This window comes from Marinobacter xestospongiae (assembly GCF_023156385.1).
Taxonomy (GTDB): Bacteria; Pseudomonadota; Gammaproteobacteria; order Pseudomonadales; family Oleiphilaceae; genus Marinobacter; species Marinobacter xestospongiae.
This window is the reverse complement of sequence record NZ_JAKZAK010000014.1, coordinates 113,281-129,579: the sequence shown is the minus strand read 5'-3', so window position 1 is coordinate 129,579 and position 16,299 is coordinate 113,281. Positions and strand designations below refer to the sequence as shown.

Here is a 16,299-nt window from a genome sequence, read left to right as displayed (position 1 = left end):
CAGAGTCAACGACGAGGCAAACCATGCAACGAATTTTCATTACCGGTGGCGCCAGCGGCCTTGGTCGTGCCCTTGCCCTGCGCTATGCCCGTGACGGTGCCCGGGTCTGTATTGGTGATATCAACCCGCAGCAGGGCGCCGAGGTGGAGGCGGAGATTCGCGCCGCCGGTGGTGAGCCCCTGTATCTGAACTGCGATGTGCGGCAACTGGCCGATCTGGAACGGGCTTGCGATACCCTGCTGGATCGCTGGGGCGGCGTAGACGTGGTGGTCAATAACGCTGGCGTCGCCTCGGCGGGTACCATTGAAGACAGCACCCTGGCGGACTGGGAATGGATTCTTGATATCAACGTGCTGGGGGTGGTCCGGGGCTGCAAGGCGTTCACACCGCTGCTCAAGCGCCAGGGCGCCGGTACCTTTGTCAATGTGGCGTCGATGGCGGGACTGATGCTGGCGCCAGTGATGAGCAGTTACAACGTCTCCAAGGCCGGCGTGATCGCGCTGTCGGAAACCCTGAGCCAGGAACTGCGGGATGCCGGCATCGGCGTGTGCTGTGTGTGCCCGGCGTTCTTCCAGACCAACCTGGCGAGCACCATGCGGTCGGACATTCCCGGCATGCAGCAGAACGTCAACAAACTGATGAAGCGCTCCAGTGTGGGGGCCGACCAAGTGGCGGAAGACATTCATCGCGCAGTCCGCACTGGCCAGTTCTGGGTGCTGCCCCATGCCAAGGAACGTCGAATGTGGGTTCTCAAGCGACACGTCCCCCGAGCATTCGACTGGTTAATGCACCAGGAAACCAAACGCTGGATGGGCAAGATGGCGAAGGCTGCCCAATAGGAGAAAAGCAATGAGCCAGATCGACCAGGCGGTGGCAATCCGCAAGGGTGAAGAACTGGATGTGGCGGCGGTTGACCGCTTCATGAAGCAGGCGTTGCCAGAGCTGACCGGAGAACCAGTCATCCGGCAATACCCGGGCGGCGCCTCCAACCTTACCTATCAGGTGGATTACGGCGACCGATCCTACGTACTGCGCCGACCGCCGTTCGGCAAGATCGCCAAGTCCGCCCATGACATGCTGCGGGAAGCCCGGGTGATGGAGGCGCTCAAGCCGGTGTACCCGTACGTGCCCGACATTGTAGCAATTTGCGATGATCATGAGGTGCTGGGCTGCGATTTCTATGTGATGCAGCGGCTCAAGGGCGTCATCCTGAGGCAGGATTTTCCCGCCGACCTGGCCCTCAATGAGGCCGATACCCGCAAGCTGTGCCTGAACGTAATCGACAAGCTGGTGGAGCTGCACCAGGTGGATGCCAAGGCGACCGGCCTGGACCGTCTGGGCAAGGGCGCCGGCTATGTACAGCGCCAGATTGGTGGCTGGAGTGAGCGTTTCCGCAAGGCCCGTACCGACGATGTTGGTGATTTCGAGGCGGTGATGGCGTGGCTGCAGGACAAGATGCCCGATGACATTGGTCAGTGTGTGATCCACAACGACTACCGCTTTGACAACGTGGTGCTCAACCCCGACAACCCGTTTGAGGTGATCGGCGTGCTGGACTGGGAAATGGCCACCATTGGCGATCCGCTGATGGATCTGGGCAACAGCTTGGCGTACTGGATTCAGGCCGATGATGATCCCGGTATGCAAATGCTGCGGCGTCAGCCCACGCACCAGCCGGGCATGCTGAGCCGTGAGGAAGTGGTCGCTTACTATCTTGACCGCGCCGGGCTGTCGATCAACAGCTTTGATTTCTACGAGGTCTACGGTTTGTTCCGGCTGGCGGTGATCATCCAGCAGATCTATTACCGCTACTACCATGGCCAGACCGCTGACAAGCGGTTTGCAGCCTTCGGCCAGGCCGCCAACTATCTGCAGCAGCGCTGCCAGCGGCTGATCCAGGCCAGTAAGCTGTAATGGCAGCCATTTACCTGATTCGCCACGGCCAGGCCAGTTTTGGTAAAGCCAACTACGACCAGTTGTCGGAACGGGGCTGGCAGCAGGGACGGGTACTGGGACGCTGGCTGGCGGGCAAGGTTTCGCCCCAGGCTGTGGTGGGAGGTTCGCTACAGCGTCACCGGGAAACCGCTGAGGCCATTGCCAGCGGGTTCGGCCGTGACCTGCCCGATATGCGGGTGATGGCCGGCCTGGACGAGTTTGATCATACCGCAGTGATCGAGTGCTATAGGCCGCAATGGGCTGACCGGGCCCGCATGGCCCGGGATCTTCAGGCTTTTCCCAAACCGGCGAAAGCGTTTCAGGACGCGTTCGTGGCCGCCGTGGTGCGCTGGGCCAGCGGTGACCATGACTCGGACTACCGCGAGACCTGGCCTGAGTTCAAAGCGCGGGTACTGACCGCCTTCGAAGAGCTGGTGGCCTTTGCCGATGGCAGCGATGTGCTGGTAACCACATCGGGTGGCCCGATCTCGGTGATGGTGCAGCATCTGCTAGGGCTGGATGATGCCCGCACCCTGGGGCTGAATGAGGTGATCGCCAACACCAGTGTGACCCGGGTGCTCTATTCCGGCGGCCGCCGCAGTCTGGCGGTGTTCAACAACTACAGTCACCTGGAGGCCGAAGACCCGGCCCTGGTGAGTTTTCGCTAATACGGAGAGATTGGTCAATGAGCAACAACGATCTGTTTAACCTGCAAGGAAAAGTCGCTCTGGTGACCGGCGCCAGCCGGGGCATTGGCGAGAGCATCGCCCGTACCCTGGCTGGACAGGGCGCCCATGTCATCGTTAGCAGCCGTAAAATTGATGGCTGTGAGGCAGTCGCTTCCAGCATTCGCGAGGCCGGTGGCAGTGCCGAGGCCTATGCCTGCCATATTGGCGATATGGAGCAAATCGAGGCGGTTTGGACCCATATCGAGCAGAATCACGGCAAGATCGATATCCTGGTCAACAATGCCGCGGCCAATCCCTACTTCGGGCCGGTGGAGGACACCGACCTGGCGGCGTTCAACAAGACCGTTGATGTGAACATTCGCGGCTACTTCTTTATGTGTGCCCGTGGCGCTCAGCTGATGAAGAAGAATGGCGGTGGCGCCATCGTCAATGTGGCGTCGGTGAACGGCGTCAATCCTGGCCATTTCCAGGGCATCTACTCAATCACCAAGGCCGCCGTTATTTCCATGACCAAGTCCTTCGCCATGGAGCTGGGGCAGCAGAACATTCGGGTCAACGCCCTGTTGCCGGGCCTGACCGACACCAAGTTCGCCAGCGCCCTGACCACCAACGACGCCATTCGCAAGCAGGCAATGGCTCACATACCGATGAAGCGGGTGGCCGATCCGGATGAAATGGCCGGCACCGTGCTCTACCTGGTGTCACAGGCCTCCAGCTATACCACCGGTGCCTGCATCAACGCCGATGGCGGCTATCTGACGGTTTAAGCGTCGTGGTCGGCTGAGGCGATCTCAGGACCGGCCTAGCGGGGCTGCGTTCAACTGGTCTGCGGTCATTGCGTTGCCGCAGGCCAGGGCCTCAACATCCTCCCGCAATCTCGCGACTTCGGCCCGCAGGTGTTGCCAATGACGCTGATCCGCGTTCAACAGCAAGCGGTAGTTCAGGTCCACCAATGCGTTGCGGCTGTCACTGGTCATGGCTCGATAGCGGGCGCCCCTGGCTTCTTCGCTGTGTTCGATAAGGTGACCAAGACGATCCGTAAAGCCGGCTGAGTGCCGACTGGCGAGGGAGGCAAGGAACGCCTCCTGCCACTTGCGACGCCCGTCCAGCCAGATCCGGGTCTGGGCTCCCCGGTTGATGGCCCATTGTGCCACGATGTCCTGCTGTTGCCGGTTCAGGGACCCCAGCCAGCGTTCGGCGCGTTCCTGAATCCGCTCCGCCCGCGCCTGCCCGGTTTGTTCCGGCGAGGCCAGCAGATATTCACTCTGCAGTTCCCGGTGCCGGGACTCCATATTGGCAGCCAGTTCCTCAACCTGGGTTTCTGACAGCGATGCCAGTAACCGCGAGGCCGGGTCGCCCAGCCGTTCCAGCAGCGGCGGCAGGAAGGCGGTTAGTTGCTGTTGGTGATGTTGCAGCACCGTGCGATCGGCGACTTCCGGCTGCAGGTCCTGTTCCAGCCGGCGCAGCCACTGGGCATAGCGGGGCAGCTCCACCTGGCAGTGCCAGCGCACCAGCCGGTCCAGGTCTGTCTGCAGTTGCTGGGACTGATCCTCGTTGAGGGTGAGGTAATCCTCCACCCACCACACCACCGCCCAGTCGGCATAACGGTAGGCCAGGCGGTTGGAGCTGCAACCACTGGTGATCACTGCGCAGGCGATGAGGAGGCAAATGGCCAGCCGGCGATACGCCGACGGCCACTGTGAGCGGTTGTTCGATACCATGGGCCCTTCCGTTGCCGGGGACCACGCAGGCGTCAGATCAGTCAGGACGGGGCGCGTGGGCGCCGGTCAATCATTCCGCCTTGGACAGGGTGGTACCTACCGGGGGCTTGTGGTGCAGCGAGTACAGCACCCGGTCGAGGACCGACTGGCCGTTCCAGGCGGGGTCGTCGTTTACCATACCTACGACCACCCAGGTGGTATTGGATGCATCGCGGGTGAAGCCGGCAATGGAGCGCACGTTCTCCAGATAGCCGGTCTTGATGCGGCCCTCACCATCCATACCGGCGTTGCGCAGCCGTCTGGCCATGGTGCCGTCCATCGCGATCAGGGGCATCGACGCCATCAGGTCTGCAGCGAAGGGGCTGTTCCAGGCCTGCAGCAGAATCTGGGCTCCCTGGCGGGCGGAAATGCGGCCGTGGCGGGTGAGGCCGGCGCCGTTATCAATCACCATGCCATTGGTATTGACGCCTTTTTCCTCAAGCCACTGGTACACCGCCCGGATGCCGGCGACCCGGTCGTCGGTGTCGCTGTCCTGGCGGCTTTCCGAGCCGATGGTGAGCAACAGCTGGCGGGCCATGACGTTGCTGCTCCACTTGTTGATGTCGCGGATGACCGACACCAGGTCCGGTGAGGTCATCTTCAACAGCAGGCGGGCGTCCTCCGGTGCGGCCGCAAGCCGGTCCCGGCCCTGCAGGCGAATGCCCAGATCACTCAGCAGTGATCGGATCAGCGCAGCGGAATACTGCTCGTGGGGCAACAGTGAGAAGTAGGCGGTGGTGCGACAGCCCTCGGGCAGTTTGCCGCTGACCCGGACGGTGATCTGGCCGTTGTCGGCAAACACGGGTTCCCAGGCAAAGGAGCGGCGTGAGGGGCAGTCACCTTCCGCCACGGCGGTTACGCGATTATCGATGTGGACCCGGGCCAGGTTGGGGGAGCCCCAGGCCTGGGTACCCCGTTCATCTGCCCGCACCTGAAAGTGCAGCAGATTGAGGTTGGTCAGGTAAGCCGAAGGCTCCACCAGAAACGGTGCGTAGGGGTTGTTGCCATTGTCCTGGAACGCCGGTACCCCGCCGGAGAGCTGGAACACCTCGCCATCGAGGACCAGGTCGCCGGTGATGGTATCCAGCCCCATGCCCCGCAGTTCGCTGAGCGTGGTGCGCAGGCGCTCAATGGTCAGCTTGGGATCGCCACCGAACTTGACGTACAGGTTGCCATCCAGGGTCCGTCCCTGAAACCGGCCATCGGTATAGAAGTTGGTGTCCCAGTGATAGGTGGGCCCGAGGATTTCCAGTGCCGCAAAGGTGGTCACCACCTTCATGATGGAGCCGGGGCTCATGGCGCGATCGGCATTGATGTATTGCTCGATGCCCGGGCCGTTGAGGGGGACAGCGGCCACACTCAGCGCCTGCTGGCCGGTGAGTGAGCGATCGGCGTAATCCAGTACCTGACTTTTCCAGTGGCCCTGGGGGGCAATGGTATCGGCGGTTACCGGCTGGGCCAGTGACAGGGCCAGCAGCGGCAGGGCGCACCAGTGCCGGAGTGTCCTTCCTGGACGGAGCGTGCGCAGGCGAGTGCGCATGGGGCTGGGTACGTGGCGCGACATGGCGAAGTTCCCGGTTGGGTGGGGCATCCAAACATTGTCTAACCATAGCCCAAAAGTGCCCCCTGTTCTATGTTGAAAACTTCTACATGACGTTAAAAAATGCCAGTAGGCCCCTTGTTTCTATTGCAGATTTGTTTCTGCTTGTAAGGCCCATTGGAATCAGCAGCTTGCGCCGGTCTATAAACGCCTTTCCTCCCGTCCGACCGCAGTCGACGACTCGGCGGTCAATGCCAGCGGGTGTCAGTCAAGCATAATGGCCCCTGTCTGATAACTGCCCATTCCCACCCGGAGGATGCCTAACATGCCCAACGTGATAACCCACAACCTCAATGTCCTGGGATCGGTGGCCACTTCGACCATGACCGCCTGGCGTGGTTGCCTGGTGGTGCGGTCGGCGCCGCAGCCGGAGTTGCCACTGGTGCTCTACGACATGGAAGCCTGTCCCTACTGCCGCCGGGTGCGGGAGGCGCTTACCGCTCTCAATCTGGATGTGGACATCCGGCCGTGTCCCAAGGGCGGGACGGTGTTCCGGCCTGAGGCAGAGGCGGCGGGTGGCAAGCAGCTGTTTCCGCTGTTGCTGGACCCGAACACCGACACCGTGATGTACGAGTCGCGGGACATCGTTGAGTACCTGTTCCGCCAGTATGCGGATCGGCCGGTGCCGGGCTATTACCGGTTGCGACCTCACCAGCCAGTGCTCAGTTCCATTGGCTCGGCAGCGAGCGTGCTGCGGGGCTTGCGGGCACGTCCGGCCAGGCGGCCGGAACAACCGCTGCATCTGTGGAGCTTTGAAGGCAGCCCGTTCTCGCGGCTGGTGCGGGAGAGGCTGTGCGAGTACGAGATTCCCTACACTCTGCACAACCTGGGTAAAGAGCACTGGACCGAAGTGGGTCCGGCGCGACAGCGTATCAAGCCAGGCCCTTACCGGCCCATTCCCGGTGGTAAACGGGATGCTTTCTTCCAGCAGCATCAGCGGGTGCAGGTGCCCTATCTGGAAGACCCCAATACCGGCGAGGCCCTGTTCGAGTCGGCGGCGATCCTGGATTACCTGGATCGCCAGTACGGTCAGAGCTGAGCGCTCAGTCCCAGGCCGGTGCAAACGCCGGGTCGGCCAGGCGTTCGCCGCGGTCCAGTCGCTCGATGGCGGCGAGTTCCTCCGGTGCCAGCTTGATCTTCAGGGCGTCCAGGTTGGCTTTCAGATGGTCGGGCCGCACCGACGAGGGAATCGGCACAATGTGCCGTGATACCGCCCAGGCGATGGCAATCTGCGCCGGGGTGACGTTGCGATGGCGCGCCAGATCTATCAGGGTGTCGTCTTCCATGACCCGGCCGACCGCCAGCGGCATGTAACCGGTGACCTGAATGCCGAGGGTCTGGGCATGGTCGACCACCTTGCGGTTGGCAAGGAACGGATGCACTTCGATCTGATTGGTGAAGATCGGGGTGTCGCCGAGAATCCCCCGCGCCTGGTTGAGCTGGGCCGTCGTGAAGTTGGATACACCGATGTGGTCGGTCAGACCGTCTTCCCTGGCCTGCTTGAGAGCGCCGAGATAGTCCTCCATGGGAACCTGGTCGTCTGGCGACGGCCAGTGCACCAGAGCCAGGTCGACGTGATCCGTCTTCAGCCGCTCAAGGCTGTGGCGCAGACTCCGTCCCAGTTCCGCCGGCTTGAGGCGATCATGCCAGATTTTGGTGGTGACAAAGATTTCCCGCCGTGGAATGCCGCTGGCGGTTATGCCGTCGCCCACTTCCGCCTCATTTTCGTACATCTGGGCCGTATCGATGTGGCGATAGCCGAGGGACAGAGCTGTTCTCACCGCATCCCTGGCGGTATCGCCTTGCAGGCGAAAGGTTCCCAGACCTATGGGCGGCAGTGCGTCGAACGCCATGGTGACCTCCATTCGATTTCCGCTGTGTGGGCTCTCTATACGTTGGTACCTGAACGGTAGTTCTTCAAGGTTCGTGTCGGTATTATTGGCGGCCAACCCAGTATCGTGAGAGAGAGTCAATGCTGACCGGCCAGTGCCTGTGTGGCGCCATCAAGTATCAATACGACGGTCCGGTGGGGCCGGTGTCCCTGTGCCATTGCCAGCGCTGTCGTCGTGCCCAGGGCGGTGCCTTTTCCGCCAGTGCTCCGCTGCAGGCGGTGCGTTTCCAGTTCACCGAGGGCGAAGACCAGGTACGGGAGTTCGAGTCCCTGCCGGGCAAGTACCGGGCCTTCTGTCCCAGCTGTGGCAGCCCGCTGTACAGCCGGGTGGACGCCATACCGGGTATCGTTCGCCTGCGGGTGGGCACCCTTGATGGCGATCTCGGCAAAGGACCCGCCTCACATATCTATGTCGGTTCCAAGTCGGACTGGTTCCAGATTACGGACGATCTGCCGCAGTACGACAAGACCGAACGCACTAACGACCCTCACTGACCCGATTCTCACTGCCCCGGTTCTCACTGGACGGACCCTCAGCGAGCGATCTCACTGACGCCGCCCGTTGGCCGAGCCAGACGGATCGGGGCCCTGCCGACTGGTGCTGTACGCTGCCGGGGGCGCCGGGGCTACTCTGGCACCAGTCGTACCACCTCGCCGTTGCCCTCATCGGTCAGCAGCCATAGCACGCCATCGGGCCCCATCCGCACATCGCGGATACGGCGGCCGAACTCGGTGATGAGATCTTCCTCGTTCACTACCTGGCTATCGCGTATGGTCAGCCGTACCAGTTTCTGCAGTTTCAGGGCGCCCACGAACAGATCCCCCTGCCAGCCAGGCACCTCCGTGCCGGTGTAGAACGCCATGCCCGATGGCGCAATCGACGGGTCCCAGTAGTGCAGGGGCTGGGCCATGCCTGGTTGCTCGGTTTTGTCGGTAATGGCTAATCCGGAATAGCCAATGCCGTAGGTGATCTCCGGCCAGCCATAGTTGGTGCCGGGGCTCAGGATGTTGACCTCGTCGCCCCCTCGGGGGCCATGCTCGTGGGTCCAGATATCGCCGCTGAGCGGATGTCTGGTCATGCCCTGAATGTTGCGGTTGCCGTAAGTATAGAAGGTGTCACGGGCCCTGGCCTGGCTCTGGAAGGGGTTACCTGGGGCGGGATCACCGTTGATGGTAATGCGGTGAACGCCGCCGGCATCGTCCCCCAGGTCCTGGGCGCGGGGGCGATCACCGCGGTCACCGACCGCGACATACAGCAGGCCGTCATCATCGAAGGCCATGCGGCCGGCAAAGTGACGGCTGGTGCCGGAGCGGGGCAGGGCTTCAAAGATGACCTCGCTGTCCACCAGCCGTGCGCCCTCCAGTCTTGCCCGACTGACCCGGGTGGTGAGGCCATCGTCGTTCTCATGGGCGTAGCTGAGGAACAGCAGGTGGTTGTCGGCAAAGTCGGGGTGCAGGACCACATCCAGCAGGCCGCCCTGGCCGGAAACCGCCAGCTCCGGCAGTCCGGCGATGGGCGTTGCCGTCAGTTGACCGTCACGAATCAGCCGCAGCCGACCGGCCCGCTCGGTGACCAGTTGCGAGCCATCCGGCAGGAACGCCAGGCTCCAGGGGTGTTCCAGGCCCGAGGCCACCGTTTGCAGCCGGAACCGGGCCTGCTCCGAGTGGTACAGCTCTGGGGCCGCGCCACAGGCTGACGTGGTGATGATGGTGGCGGACACCAGCAGTGCCCGGATGCATTGCGCCATGGTCGTGCTCCCAACCCTTGCTGAGTTGTTACCAAGATAGCATCTGGATGCCGGTGTCTCTTACCGCAACGTCACTGGCTGTCAGCGCGACGATGTGTCAGATCGCCTCTGGTCAGGCCGGCTGTAGCTGGTCAGCGTGACCGGTCTGGACCCGCCACTGAGCGGCGTAGAGACCGTCTTCGGCCAGCAGCGATGAGTGGTCTCCGGTCTCCGTCACCTTGCCGCCGTCAATCACCGCAATGGTATCGGCATCCACGATGGTGGACAGGCGGTGGGCGATGACGATCACCGTGCGATTGTGGCGGATGTGTCGCAACGAGCGCTGGATGGCGGCCTCGGTCTCGTTGTCGACGGCGCTGGTGGCCTCATCGAGGATCAGGATGGCCGGGTCTTTGAGTAGCGCCCGTGCCAGCGACAGACGTTGGCGCTGGCCGCCGGACAGCCGCACACCACGCTCGCCCACCAGGGTGTCGAGGCCGTCCGGCAGTTGCTCGATAAACTCCCAGGCTTCCGCGGTACGGGCTGCGGCGATGATGTCGGCGTCATTGGCGTCCGGTCGGCCGTATGCGATGTTCTCGCGGATACTGCCCTCGAACAGATAAACGTCCTGGCTGACCAGCCCGATGGCCTGGCGCAACGACTGCATGGATACGGTGTCGATCGGGGTGCCGTCAATGGTGATGCGGCCCTTGGCGGGATCGTAGAAGCGCATCAGCAGCTTGATCAGGGTGGATTTTCCGGAACCGGTGGCGCCAACCAGGGCCAGGGTGTGGCCGGCAGGCACTTTCAGCGAGATGTCTTGGATGCCGGCACTGCTGTTGTGGTACTGGAAGCTGAGATGTTCAAAGGCGACGTCACCACGCACCGGTGCGGACAGCGGCTGCTTGCCGTCGTCGCGGACCTGCACTGGCTCTTCCAGCAAATCGAGGATGCGGCGGGTGCTGGCCATGGCCCGTTCGAACAGGTCGATGACGGTGGCCAGGCCGGTGAGCGGCCAAAGCAGGCGCTGGGTCAGGAACACCAGTACCCCGTAGGCGCCGACATTGAGGCTGCCTTCCAGCGCCATCATGCCGCCGACGGTGAAGGTGGCCAGGAATCCGGCCAGGATCGCCATGCGGATCACCGGAATAAAGGCCGAGCTGACCCGGATCGCCTTGCGATTGGCCTCCACATAGGCTTCGCTGCTGGTGCGCAGGCGCTCGGCCTCACGCTGCTCGGCGGTGAAGCTCTTGATGGTGGCAATGCCTCCCAGGTTGTTGGACAACCGGCTCGACAGGTCACCCACCTTCTCCCGCACATCGGCATACAGTGGCCCAGCCTTGCGCTGGAAGAAGAAGGTGCCCCAGATGATCACCGGAATCGGGGTAAACGCCAGACACGCCACCAGCGGTGAGATGGCGAAGAACACTGCGCCCACGGCAAGGATGGTCACCACCACCTGAATCATGGCATTGGCACCGCCATCCAGGAAGCGCTCAAGCTGGTTGACGTCGTCGTTCATGGTGGCCACCAGCTGCCCGGAGCTGCGTTGCTCGAAGAAGCTCATGTCGAGGCGCTGGGCGTGCTCATAGGCGTCCTGACGCAGGTCGGCCTGCAGCCGCTGGGCGAGGTTACGCCAGAGAATCTGGAACAGGTATTCGAACAGCGACTCGCCGGCCCAGATAAAGAACGTCAGCGCCCCAAGGGCGATGATCTGCTGCTGGGCGGTTTCAAAGCCCAGGGAGGCAACGAAGCTGGTGTCCTGGTTGACCACCACATCGATGGCAATGCCGATCAGGATCTCGGGGGCGATGTCGAACAGCTTGTTGATGATCGAACAGGTGGTGGCGGCGATGATCTGACGGCGATAGCCACGGGCATAGCGTAGCAGCCGGGCCAGCGCTGCAAAGCTGCTGGGGGCCCGACTGCCGGTGGATGGGGCGGGTGCTTGCGGCATAACAGCCTCTCCTGGGTGAAAAGCCGCAAGGTTACCCAATTCGTCGGGGGCTTAAAAGAGAATCATTCTGACCCGACAGCGGCCAACAGCGCTGTCGGGCGAGGGGCACCTCAGGCGACGTTGTCCTGCCAGGTCAGGCTGAAGCGGCGGTTGGTCTTGCTCTTCTTCTGGATCTTGGTGCAGATCACCGGTCCGATCTCCCGGGTGTTCTGCACATGGGTGCCGCCGCATGGCTGCAGATCGGTACCGGTGACCTCCACCATTCTCACCGCGCCCTGCAGCACCGGTGGTGACACCGCTTCGGTTCGCACCAGTGAGGCAATGCTTTCCGGCTCGGTGTAAAAGTGGCGGACATCCAGACCCTGATGAATCAGGTGATTGAGCTTTTCGGTGACAATGATGCGGTCCACCGGATCGGGCAGGTCAAAATCCAGCCGGCCTTTGTCCGCCGCGATGCTGCAGCCGGTGACCGGAGCATCGATCAACGAACACAGCAGATGCAGACAGGTGTGCATGCGCATGTGGCGATAGCGTCGATCCCAGTCGATCTCACAGTGGACCGCCTGGCCGGGGTGGGGGGTATCGTCGGTGTCGTCGGTTGCGACGCGGTGCCAGATCAGTTCCGGATTGTCCGGGTCGCGGGCGGTGTCGGTGACCGTCAATTGGCGACCGTCCGCCAGGGTCAGGGTGCCGGTGTCACCGGGCTGGCCGCCTCCGGTGGGGTAGAAGATGGTCCGGTCCAGCAGCAACTGGTCGCCATCGACATGGAGAATGGTGGCCTCCAGGGCGCGGGTATAGGGCTCGTCGTTAAAGCACGGTTCGGTGCTCTTAATAGCGGCAGTCATGGGACAGATTCTCCTTATTGGCTAGATGGGGGCCGGTCAGCGCAATGCGGGCGATGACTTCATTCAGGCCCTGCGGGCTCAGCAGCGTGATTGCCGAGCTGCTGTCTGACAGGGTCAGGTGCAGGCGGCTGTCGAGCAGGGTCCGGGCCCGGGCGGCGGACAGCCCGAACTGGATCTCGTAGCGGCGGGGATCCTCCGGGCTGGGCGACAGGGTGGTGGACGCCACGGGGCGGTGTTCGTCGTCCAGTAGGGTGGCCGTGAGGTAGCTGAAGCCCTGGCAGAGGGCGATCAGCCGATTGTTGTCGGCGTAGGAGCCAATAAATCGGGGCGCCCGGCGGGGAAACTGCTGCTCCTGACGCTCCACCTGCAATTGGTTGACGATGGAGACCCGGCTGTTGCCGGGAATGTTCTCCGTCACCACGCAGCCGGGGCTGATGAAGACATTGTCTCCGATGGTAATGGCACCGAGCACGCGGGCGAAGGCGCCAATCTGTACATTGTTGCCGAGGATCGGGTGGCGCTGGCCGGGCGGATTGTTGGCAATGCCCTGGGAGCCCAGGGTGACGCCGCCAAGGATGTAGGCGTCGTTGCCAATGCGGCAGGTTTCGCCGATCACCGTGCCATAGGCATGGTCAAGCACCAGTCGTGAGCCGATGCGGGCACCGGGATGGATGTCGGCGCCGGAGTCGAGCTTGCCCAGCGCGGCCAGCTTCAGCGCGACCACATCCCAGGGTGCGTCGGAGGTGACCCGCAGTTGCCAGAACTCGTGGGCCAGACGGTAATAAAGCACCGCCTGAAACGAGCATGCGGCGTCGAGTATCAGCTGTGGTCGGCCATGGGCCGCCGGGTCCCGCTGGGCGAAGGCCATCAGGTCATCCATCAGCAGGTCGGCCGCCCGGTCCAGGGCATGGGGCAGAAAGCCTTCCTCCAGCAGGCTGAGACGTTCCGCGGCGGCCAGGGCTCCCTGGACGATGGCGTCAATCTGGTTTTCCAATCGGTAGCGCAATCCGGAGCTGTCCATCTAGCCTCCCTGGTCGGATTCTCCAAAGTAGTCCAAGTAGGATTCAATGCCGTCATAAACCATGGTCAGCACATTGGTCCCGGGTGGAATGTCGCCTTTGCCCAGCTTGGCTATGGCGGCAAAATTGGCGGCGGAGGAGAGGCCCATGCTGATCGATTCCTGCTGGAGCATCTGTCGCGCCATGTCCAGGCATTCCTGCTCATTGACCTTGACCATGGCATCGATCAGGTCGGTGTTGAGGATGCTGGGCACGATGCCGATGGACAGCCCCTGGATGCCGTGGGGGGCGTGCCGATCGGTGAACAGGTCGCAGCCTTCCGGCTCCACGCCATAGATGGTGAGCCGGGGCCAGGTCTCACGCAGTACCTCCCCGACACCGGTGATATGGCCGCCGGTGCCAATGCCGGCGATGAAGAGATCGATTTGGGTGTCTTCAAAATCCGCCAGGATCTCGAGTGCGGTCTGGTCCCGGTGGGTCTGTGGATTGGCCGGATTGCGCTGCTGGTTCAGCATCACGTAATGCGGCTTTTCCAGCTGCAGCTCCAGGGCACGAACGCCGTGGGAGTTGTTGCCCAGGCGGCTGTCCGACAGCACCACTTCGGCGCCGTACAGCCGCAGCAGTTTCTGTTTTTCCCTGCTGTAGTTGTCCGGTATCACCAGTACCAGATGGTAGCCCAGCAGGTTCGCGGCAATCGCCAGACCGATGCCGGTGTTGCCGCCGCTGGGCTCAATGATGGTCTGTCCGCTGCCTCGACGCAGAATGCCCTGCTGTTCGGCATCGCGAATCATGCCCAGGGCAATGCGAACCTTGTGGCTGCCGCCGGGGTTGAGGGATTCCAGCTTGGCGAATACGTTAAATCCCAGTGACTTGGAGAATCGCTGCAGGTGAACGATGGGGGTGTTGCCCACCGCGTGAATCATTGACGGGTAAATCATCGGTTGCTCCCGCAAACTGCTCAGTACATCGCCAGGGTCGGATCAACGTCCCTGGCCCAGCGTTTCAATCCACCTTCAATCACATACACCTGTTCCAGGCCCTGCTGCCGCAGACGGTTGGCGGCCTGCTCGGCACGTCCGCCCCCCAGGCACAGCAGGTAGATCGGCGCCGAGTCGGGCAGGTCGTCAAGGTGCTCGTCGAGATCCGCCAGTGGAATGTTGTGGCAGTGTTCAAGACGGCAGATTTCCAGCTCGTTGGGCTCACGAACGTCCACCACCAGCGGCGGTTGCGAGGCGTCGGCCAACAGCTCCGCCAACCGGGCCGGCTGGATGTAGTGTTGCGGTGCCAGGCTGACCGCCGGCGCGGGTGTGCTGGCGCAGGCCTGAGTGCTGTCGCTGAGCTGATAGTGGCGGGGATCGGCGGTGCACACCGGGCAGTCGGCACGCTTGCCGAAGCGGACCTCGCCAAAGCTCATGGCGCGGGCGTCGTAGCGGAGCAGCCGTCCTGACAGGCTCTGGCCCAGTTCCAGCAGCAGCTTCAACGCTTCGGTGGCCTGAATCATCCCGATCATGCCTGGCAGCACACCGATCACCCCGCCGGCGCTGCAGTTGGGGGCGAGGCTGGCGGGGGGCGTGGTCGGGAACAGGCAGCGATAACAGGGGCCGCCCTGGTAGCCAAAGACACTGGCCTGGCCGTCAAACTGGTAGATGGCGCCGTAGACCAGGGGCTTGCCCTGCAGGACACAGGCATCGTTGACCAGGTAACGGGTTGAAAAATTGTCGGAGCCGTCGATCACCAGGTCGTAGTCACCAATCAGTGCCATGGCATTGTCGGCGGTCAATGCGGTTTCGTGGGTTTCCACCCGGATGGTGTTGTTGACATCCAATAGCCGGCGGCGGGCCGATTCCACTTTGCTCAGGCCGATGGTGCTCTCGCTGTGCACCACCTGGCGTTGCAGGTTGCTGGATTCCACCACGTCGAAATCCACCAGGCCCAGGGTGCCGACGCCGGCTGCGGCAAGGTACAGCGATACCGGAGAACCCAGCCCGCCGGTACCGATGATCAGTACCCGGCTGTTGCGGAGTCGCTGCTGGCCCTGCCGGCCAACCTCCGGCAACGAGATGTGGCGGGCGTAGCGTTCCACTTCGTCCTTGCTCAGCGGGGCGTCCGGGGTGTCCAGTCCGCCAGAGGTGGCCAGCAGGATGTCCAGGCTGCTGCCTGGCACCATGGGGGTGTCGGCGGTCACCAGCTCACCATCGATGGTGAACAGGAAATGGTCCTTGAACTGGCCGTTGTCATAGAACAGGTGAGCTTCCAGCACGTCGTGCTCACGGCACAGGTGCTTGACCGCCTCAGCGACGGTGTCGCCCTCCACTTGGAACGTTTTGGCGGGCAGTTTGGTGACTTTTGCCAGTATCTCGGGCAGCTGGATCTGAGCCATGGCCTTCTCCTTAGGTCAGTAGCGGAGTGTTGCTTTTATGGATGCGCAGACCTTCTTCATTGAAGGTTTCGGTGCACTGAAAATCGCCCTCGACGAAGCGGAACAGCTTCGCTCCCACTGGTGTGCCAGCGCGGATATCCAGCACCAGATGTGCCACCGGGAAAATGGGTTCGCCACAGAACAGGGCTTTGTCCCGGTCCTGCTGGCTGAAGTAGGCGCCGACATCCGGGTGCGAGTGGTAGATCACCTGGACCGGGTTGTCGGTCTCGAAGCTGTCGCCAAGCATCCGGTTGTCGGCGATGGAGAAGGCAAATCCGGTGGCGGCGTTGCGGCGGTAGGTTTCCGGGCACTGCTCGTGCAGGGTCTGCTGAATGTTGTCGGCCTCGTGCACGGTGCCGTCGGTAAACACCATGCCGCAGCACTCCCGTGGGTAGTCGCGGCGGCCGTGGTCGAACAGGCGTTTCAGGGTGTTGGGGTTCAGAACATCCATGGGGTA

At 62.7% G+C, this 16,299-nt stretch carries 14 protein-coding genes and 1 pseudogene; 6 read left to right on the top strand and 9 right to left on the bottom strand.

Annotated features, from left to right (window positions below):
• The first annotated feature begins 23 nt into the window (after positions 1 to 23).
• From MLD24_RS11630 to MLD24_RS11615, 4 genes are read left to right on the top strand one after another with little or no spacing between them, the layout of a single operon-like run.
• Positions 24 to 839, top strand: coding sequence for an SDR family oxidoreductase (locus MLD24_RS11630; protein WP_248166756.1), 816 nt, complete (start codon positions 24 to 26; stop codon positions 837 to 839).
• Between the two features lie 10 nt (positions 840 to 849).
• Complete coding sequence (locus MLD24_RS11625; RefSeq protein ID WP_227172030.1) at positions 850 to 1,914, top strand: phosphotransferase family protein; 1,065 nt, start codon at positions 850 to 852, stop codon at positions 1,912 to 1,914.
• Positions 1,914 to 2,603, top strand: coding sequence for a histidine phosphatase family protein (locus tag MLD24_RS11620; RefSeq protein WP_248166755.1), 690 nt, complete (start codon positions 1,914 to 1,916; stop codon positions 2,601 to 2,603). Before MLD24_RS11625 ends, MLD24_RS11620 begins: the two co-directional genes overlap by 1 nt.
• 17 nt (positions 2,604 to 2,620) lie before the next feature.
• Positions 2,621 to 3,391 (top strand): SDR family oxidoreductase, encoded by a 771-nt coding sequence (locus tag MLD24_RS11615; RefSeq protein ID WP_227172028.1) that lies wholly within the window; start codon positions 2,621 to 2,623, stop codon positions 3,389 to 3,391.
• 24 nt (positions 3,392 to 3,415) lie between these two features.
• On the opposite strand, the gene MLD24_RS11610 is transcribed toward MLD24_RS11615, so the two are convergent.
• Together MLD24_RS11610 and dacB are read right to left on the bottom strand one after the other, a co-directional pair.
• Positions 3,416 to 4,345: a DUF6279 family lipoprotein gene (locus MLD24_RS11610; RefSeq protein WP_248166753.1), complete on the bottom strand. Its 930-nt coding sequence runs from the start codon at positions 4,343 to 4,345 to the stop codon at positions 3,416 to 3,418.
• A 70-nt stretch (positions 4,346 to 4,415) separates the two neighbouring features.
• Positions 4,416 to 5,948: a D-alanyl-D-alanine carboxypeptidase/D-alanyl-D-alanine endopeptidase gene (dacB, locus tag MLD24_RS11605; RefSeq protein ID WP_248166751.1), complete on the bottom strand. Its 1,533-nt coding sequence runs from the start codon at positions 5,946 to 5,948 to the stop codon at positions 4,416 to 4,418.
• Positions 5,949 to 6,249: 301 nt separating this feature from the next.
• Between dacB and MLD24_RS11600 the strand changes: the two genes are divergently transcribed.
• Positions 6,250 to 7,023: a glutathione S-transferase N-terminal domain-containing protein gene (locus MLD24_RS11600; protein ID WP_248166750.1), complete on the top strand. Its 774-nt coding sequence runs from the start codon at positions 6,250 to 6,252 to the stop codon at positions 7,021 to 7,023.
• A gap of 4 nt (positions 7,024 to 7,027) precedes the next feature.
• On the opposite strand, the gene dkgB is transcribed toward MLD24_RS11600, so the two are convergent.
• Positions 7,028 to 7,837: a 2,5-didehydrogluconate reductase DkgB gene (dkgB, locus tag MLD24_RS11595; RefSeq protein WP_248166749.1), complete on the bottom strand. Its 810-nt coding sequence runs from the start codon at positions 7,835 to 7,837 to the stop codon at positions 7,028 to 7,030.
• 119 nt (positions 7,838 to 7,956) lie between these two features.
• Between dkgB and MLD24_RS11590 the strand changes: the two genes are divergently transcribed.
• Positions 7,957 to 8,370 carry a GFA family protein gene (locus MLD24_RS11590; RefSeq protein ID WP_248166747.1) on the top strand — a complete coding sequence of 138 codons (414 nt, stop codon included), beginning with the start codon at positions 7,957 to 7,959 and terminating at the stop codon, positions 8,368 to 8,370.
• A 131-nt stretch (positions 8,371 to 8,501) separates the two neighbouring features.
• On the opposite strand, the gene MLD24_RS11585 is transcribed toward MLD24_RS11590, so the two are convergent.
• The 6 genes and pseudogenes from MLD24_RS11585 to moeB all read right to left on the bottom strand — a co-directional run bounded on the left by MLD24_RS11585 (position 8,502) and on the right by moeB (position 16,293).
• Positions 8,502 to 9,623, bottom strand: coding sequence for a PQQ-dependent sugar dehydrogenase (locus tag MLD24_RS11585; RefSeq protein WP_248166746.1), 1,122 nt, complete (start codon positions 9,621 to 9,623; stop codon positions 8,502 to 8,504).
• Between the two features lie 112 nt (positions 9,624 to 9,735).
• Positions 9,736 to 11,559 (bottom strand): ABC transporter ATP-binding protein, encoded by a 1,824-nt coding sequence (locus tag MLD24_RS11580; RefSeq protein WP_248166745.1) that lies wholly within the window; start codon positions 11,557 to 11,559, stop codon positions 9,736 to 9,738.
• A 110-nt stretch (positions 11,560 to 11,669) separates the two neighbouring features.
• Positions 11,670 to 12,404 carry an alanyl-tRNA editing protein gene (locus tag MLD24_RS11575; RefSeq protein WP_227172020.1) on the bottom strand — a complete coding sequence of 245 codons (735 nt, stop codon included), beginning with the start codon at positions 12,402 to 12,404 and terminating at the stop codon, positions 11,670 to 11,672.
• Positions 12,388 to 13,425: a serine O-acetyltransferase gene (locus tag MLD24_RS11570; RefSeq protein WP_248166744.1), complete on the bottom strand. Its 1,038-nt coding sequence runs from the start codon at positions 13,423 to 13,425 to the stop codon at positions 12,388 to 12,390. The genes MLD24_RS11575 and MLD24_RS11570 overlap by 17 nt, the downstream gene beginning before the upstream one ends.
• Positions 13,426 to 14,361, bottom strand: a complete 936-nt coding sequence (locus tag MLD24_RS11565) for a PLP-dependent cysteine synthase family protein (RefSeq protein WP_227172018.1) — start codon at positions 14,359 to 14,361, stop codon at positions 13,426 to 13,428.
• A 20-nt stretch (positions 14,362 to 14,381) separates the two neighbouring features.
• Positions 14,382 to 16,293: pseudogene (gene moeB / locus MLD24_RS11560) on the bottom strand (molybdopterin-synthase adenylyltransferase MoeB).
• Between the last annotated feature and the right edge of the window lie 6 nt (positions 16,294 to 16,299).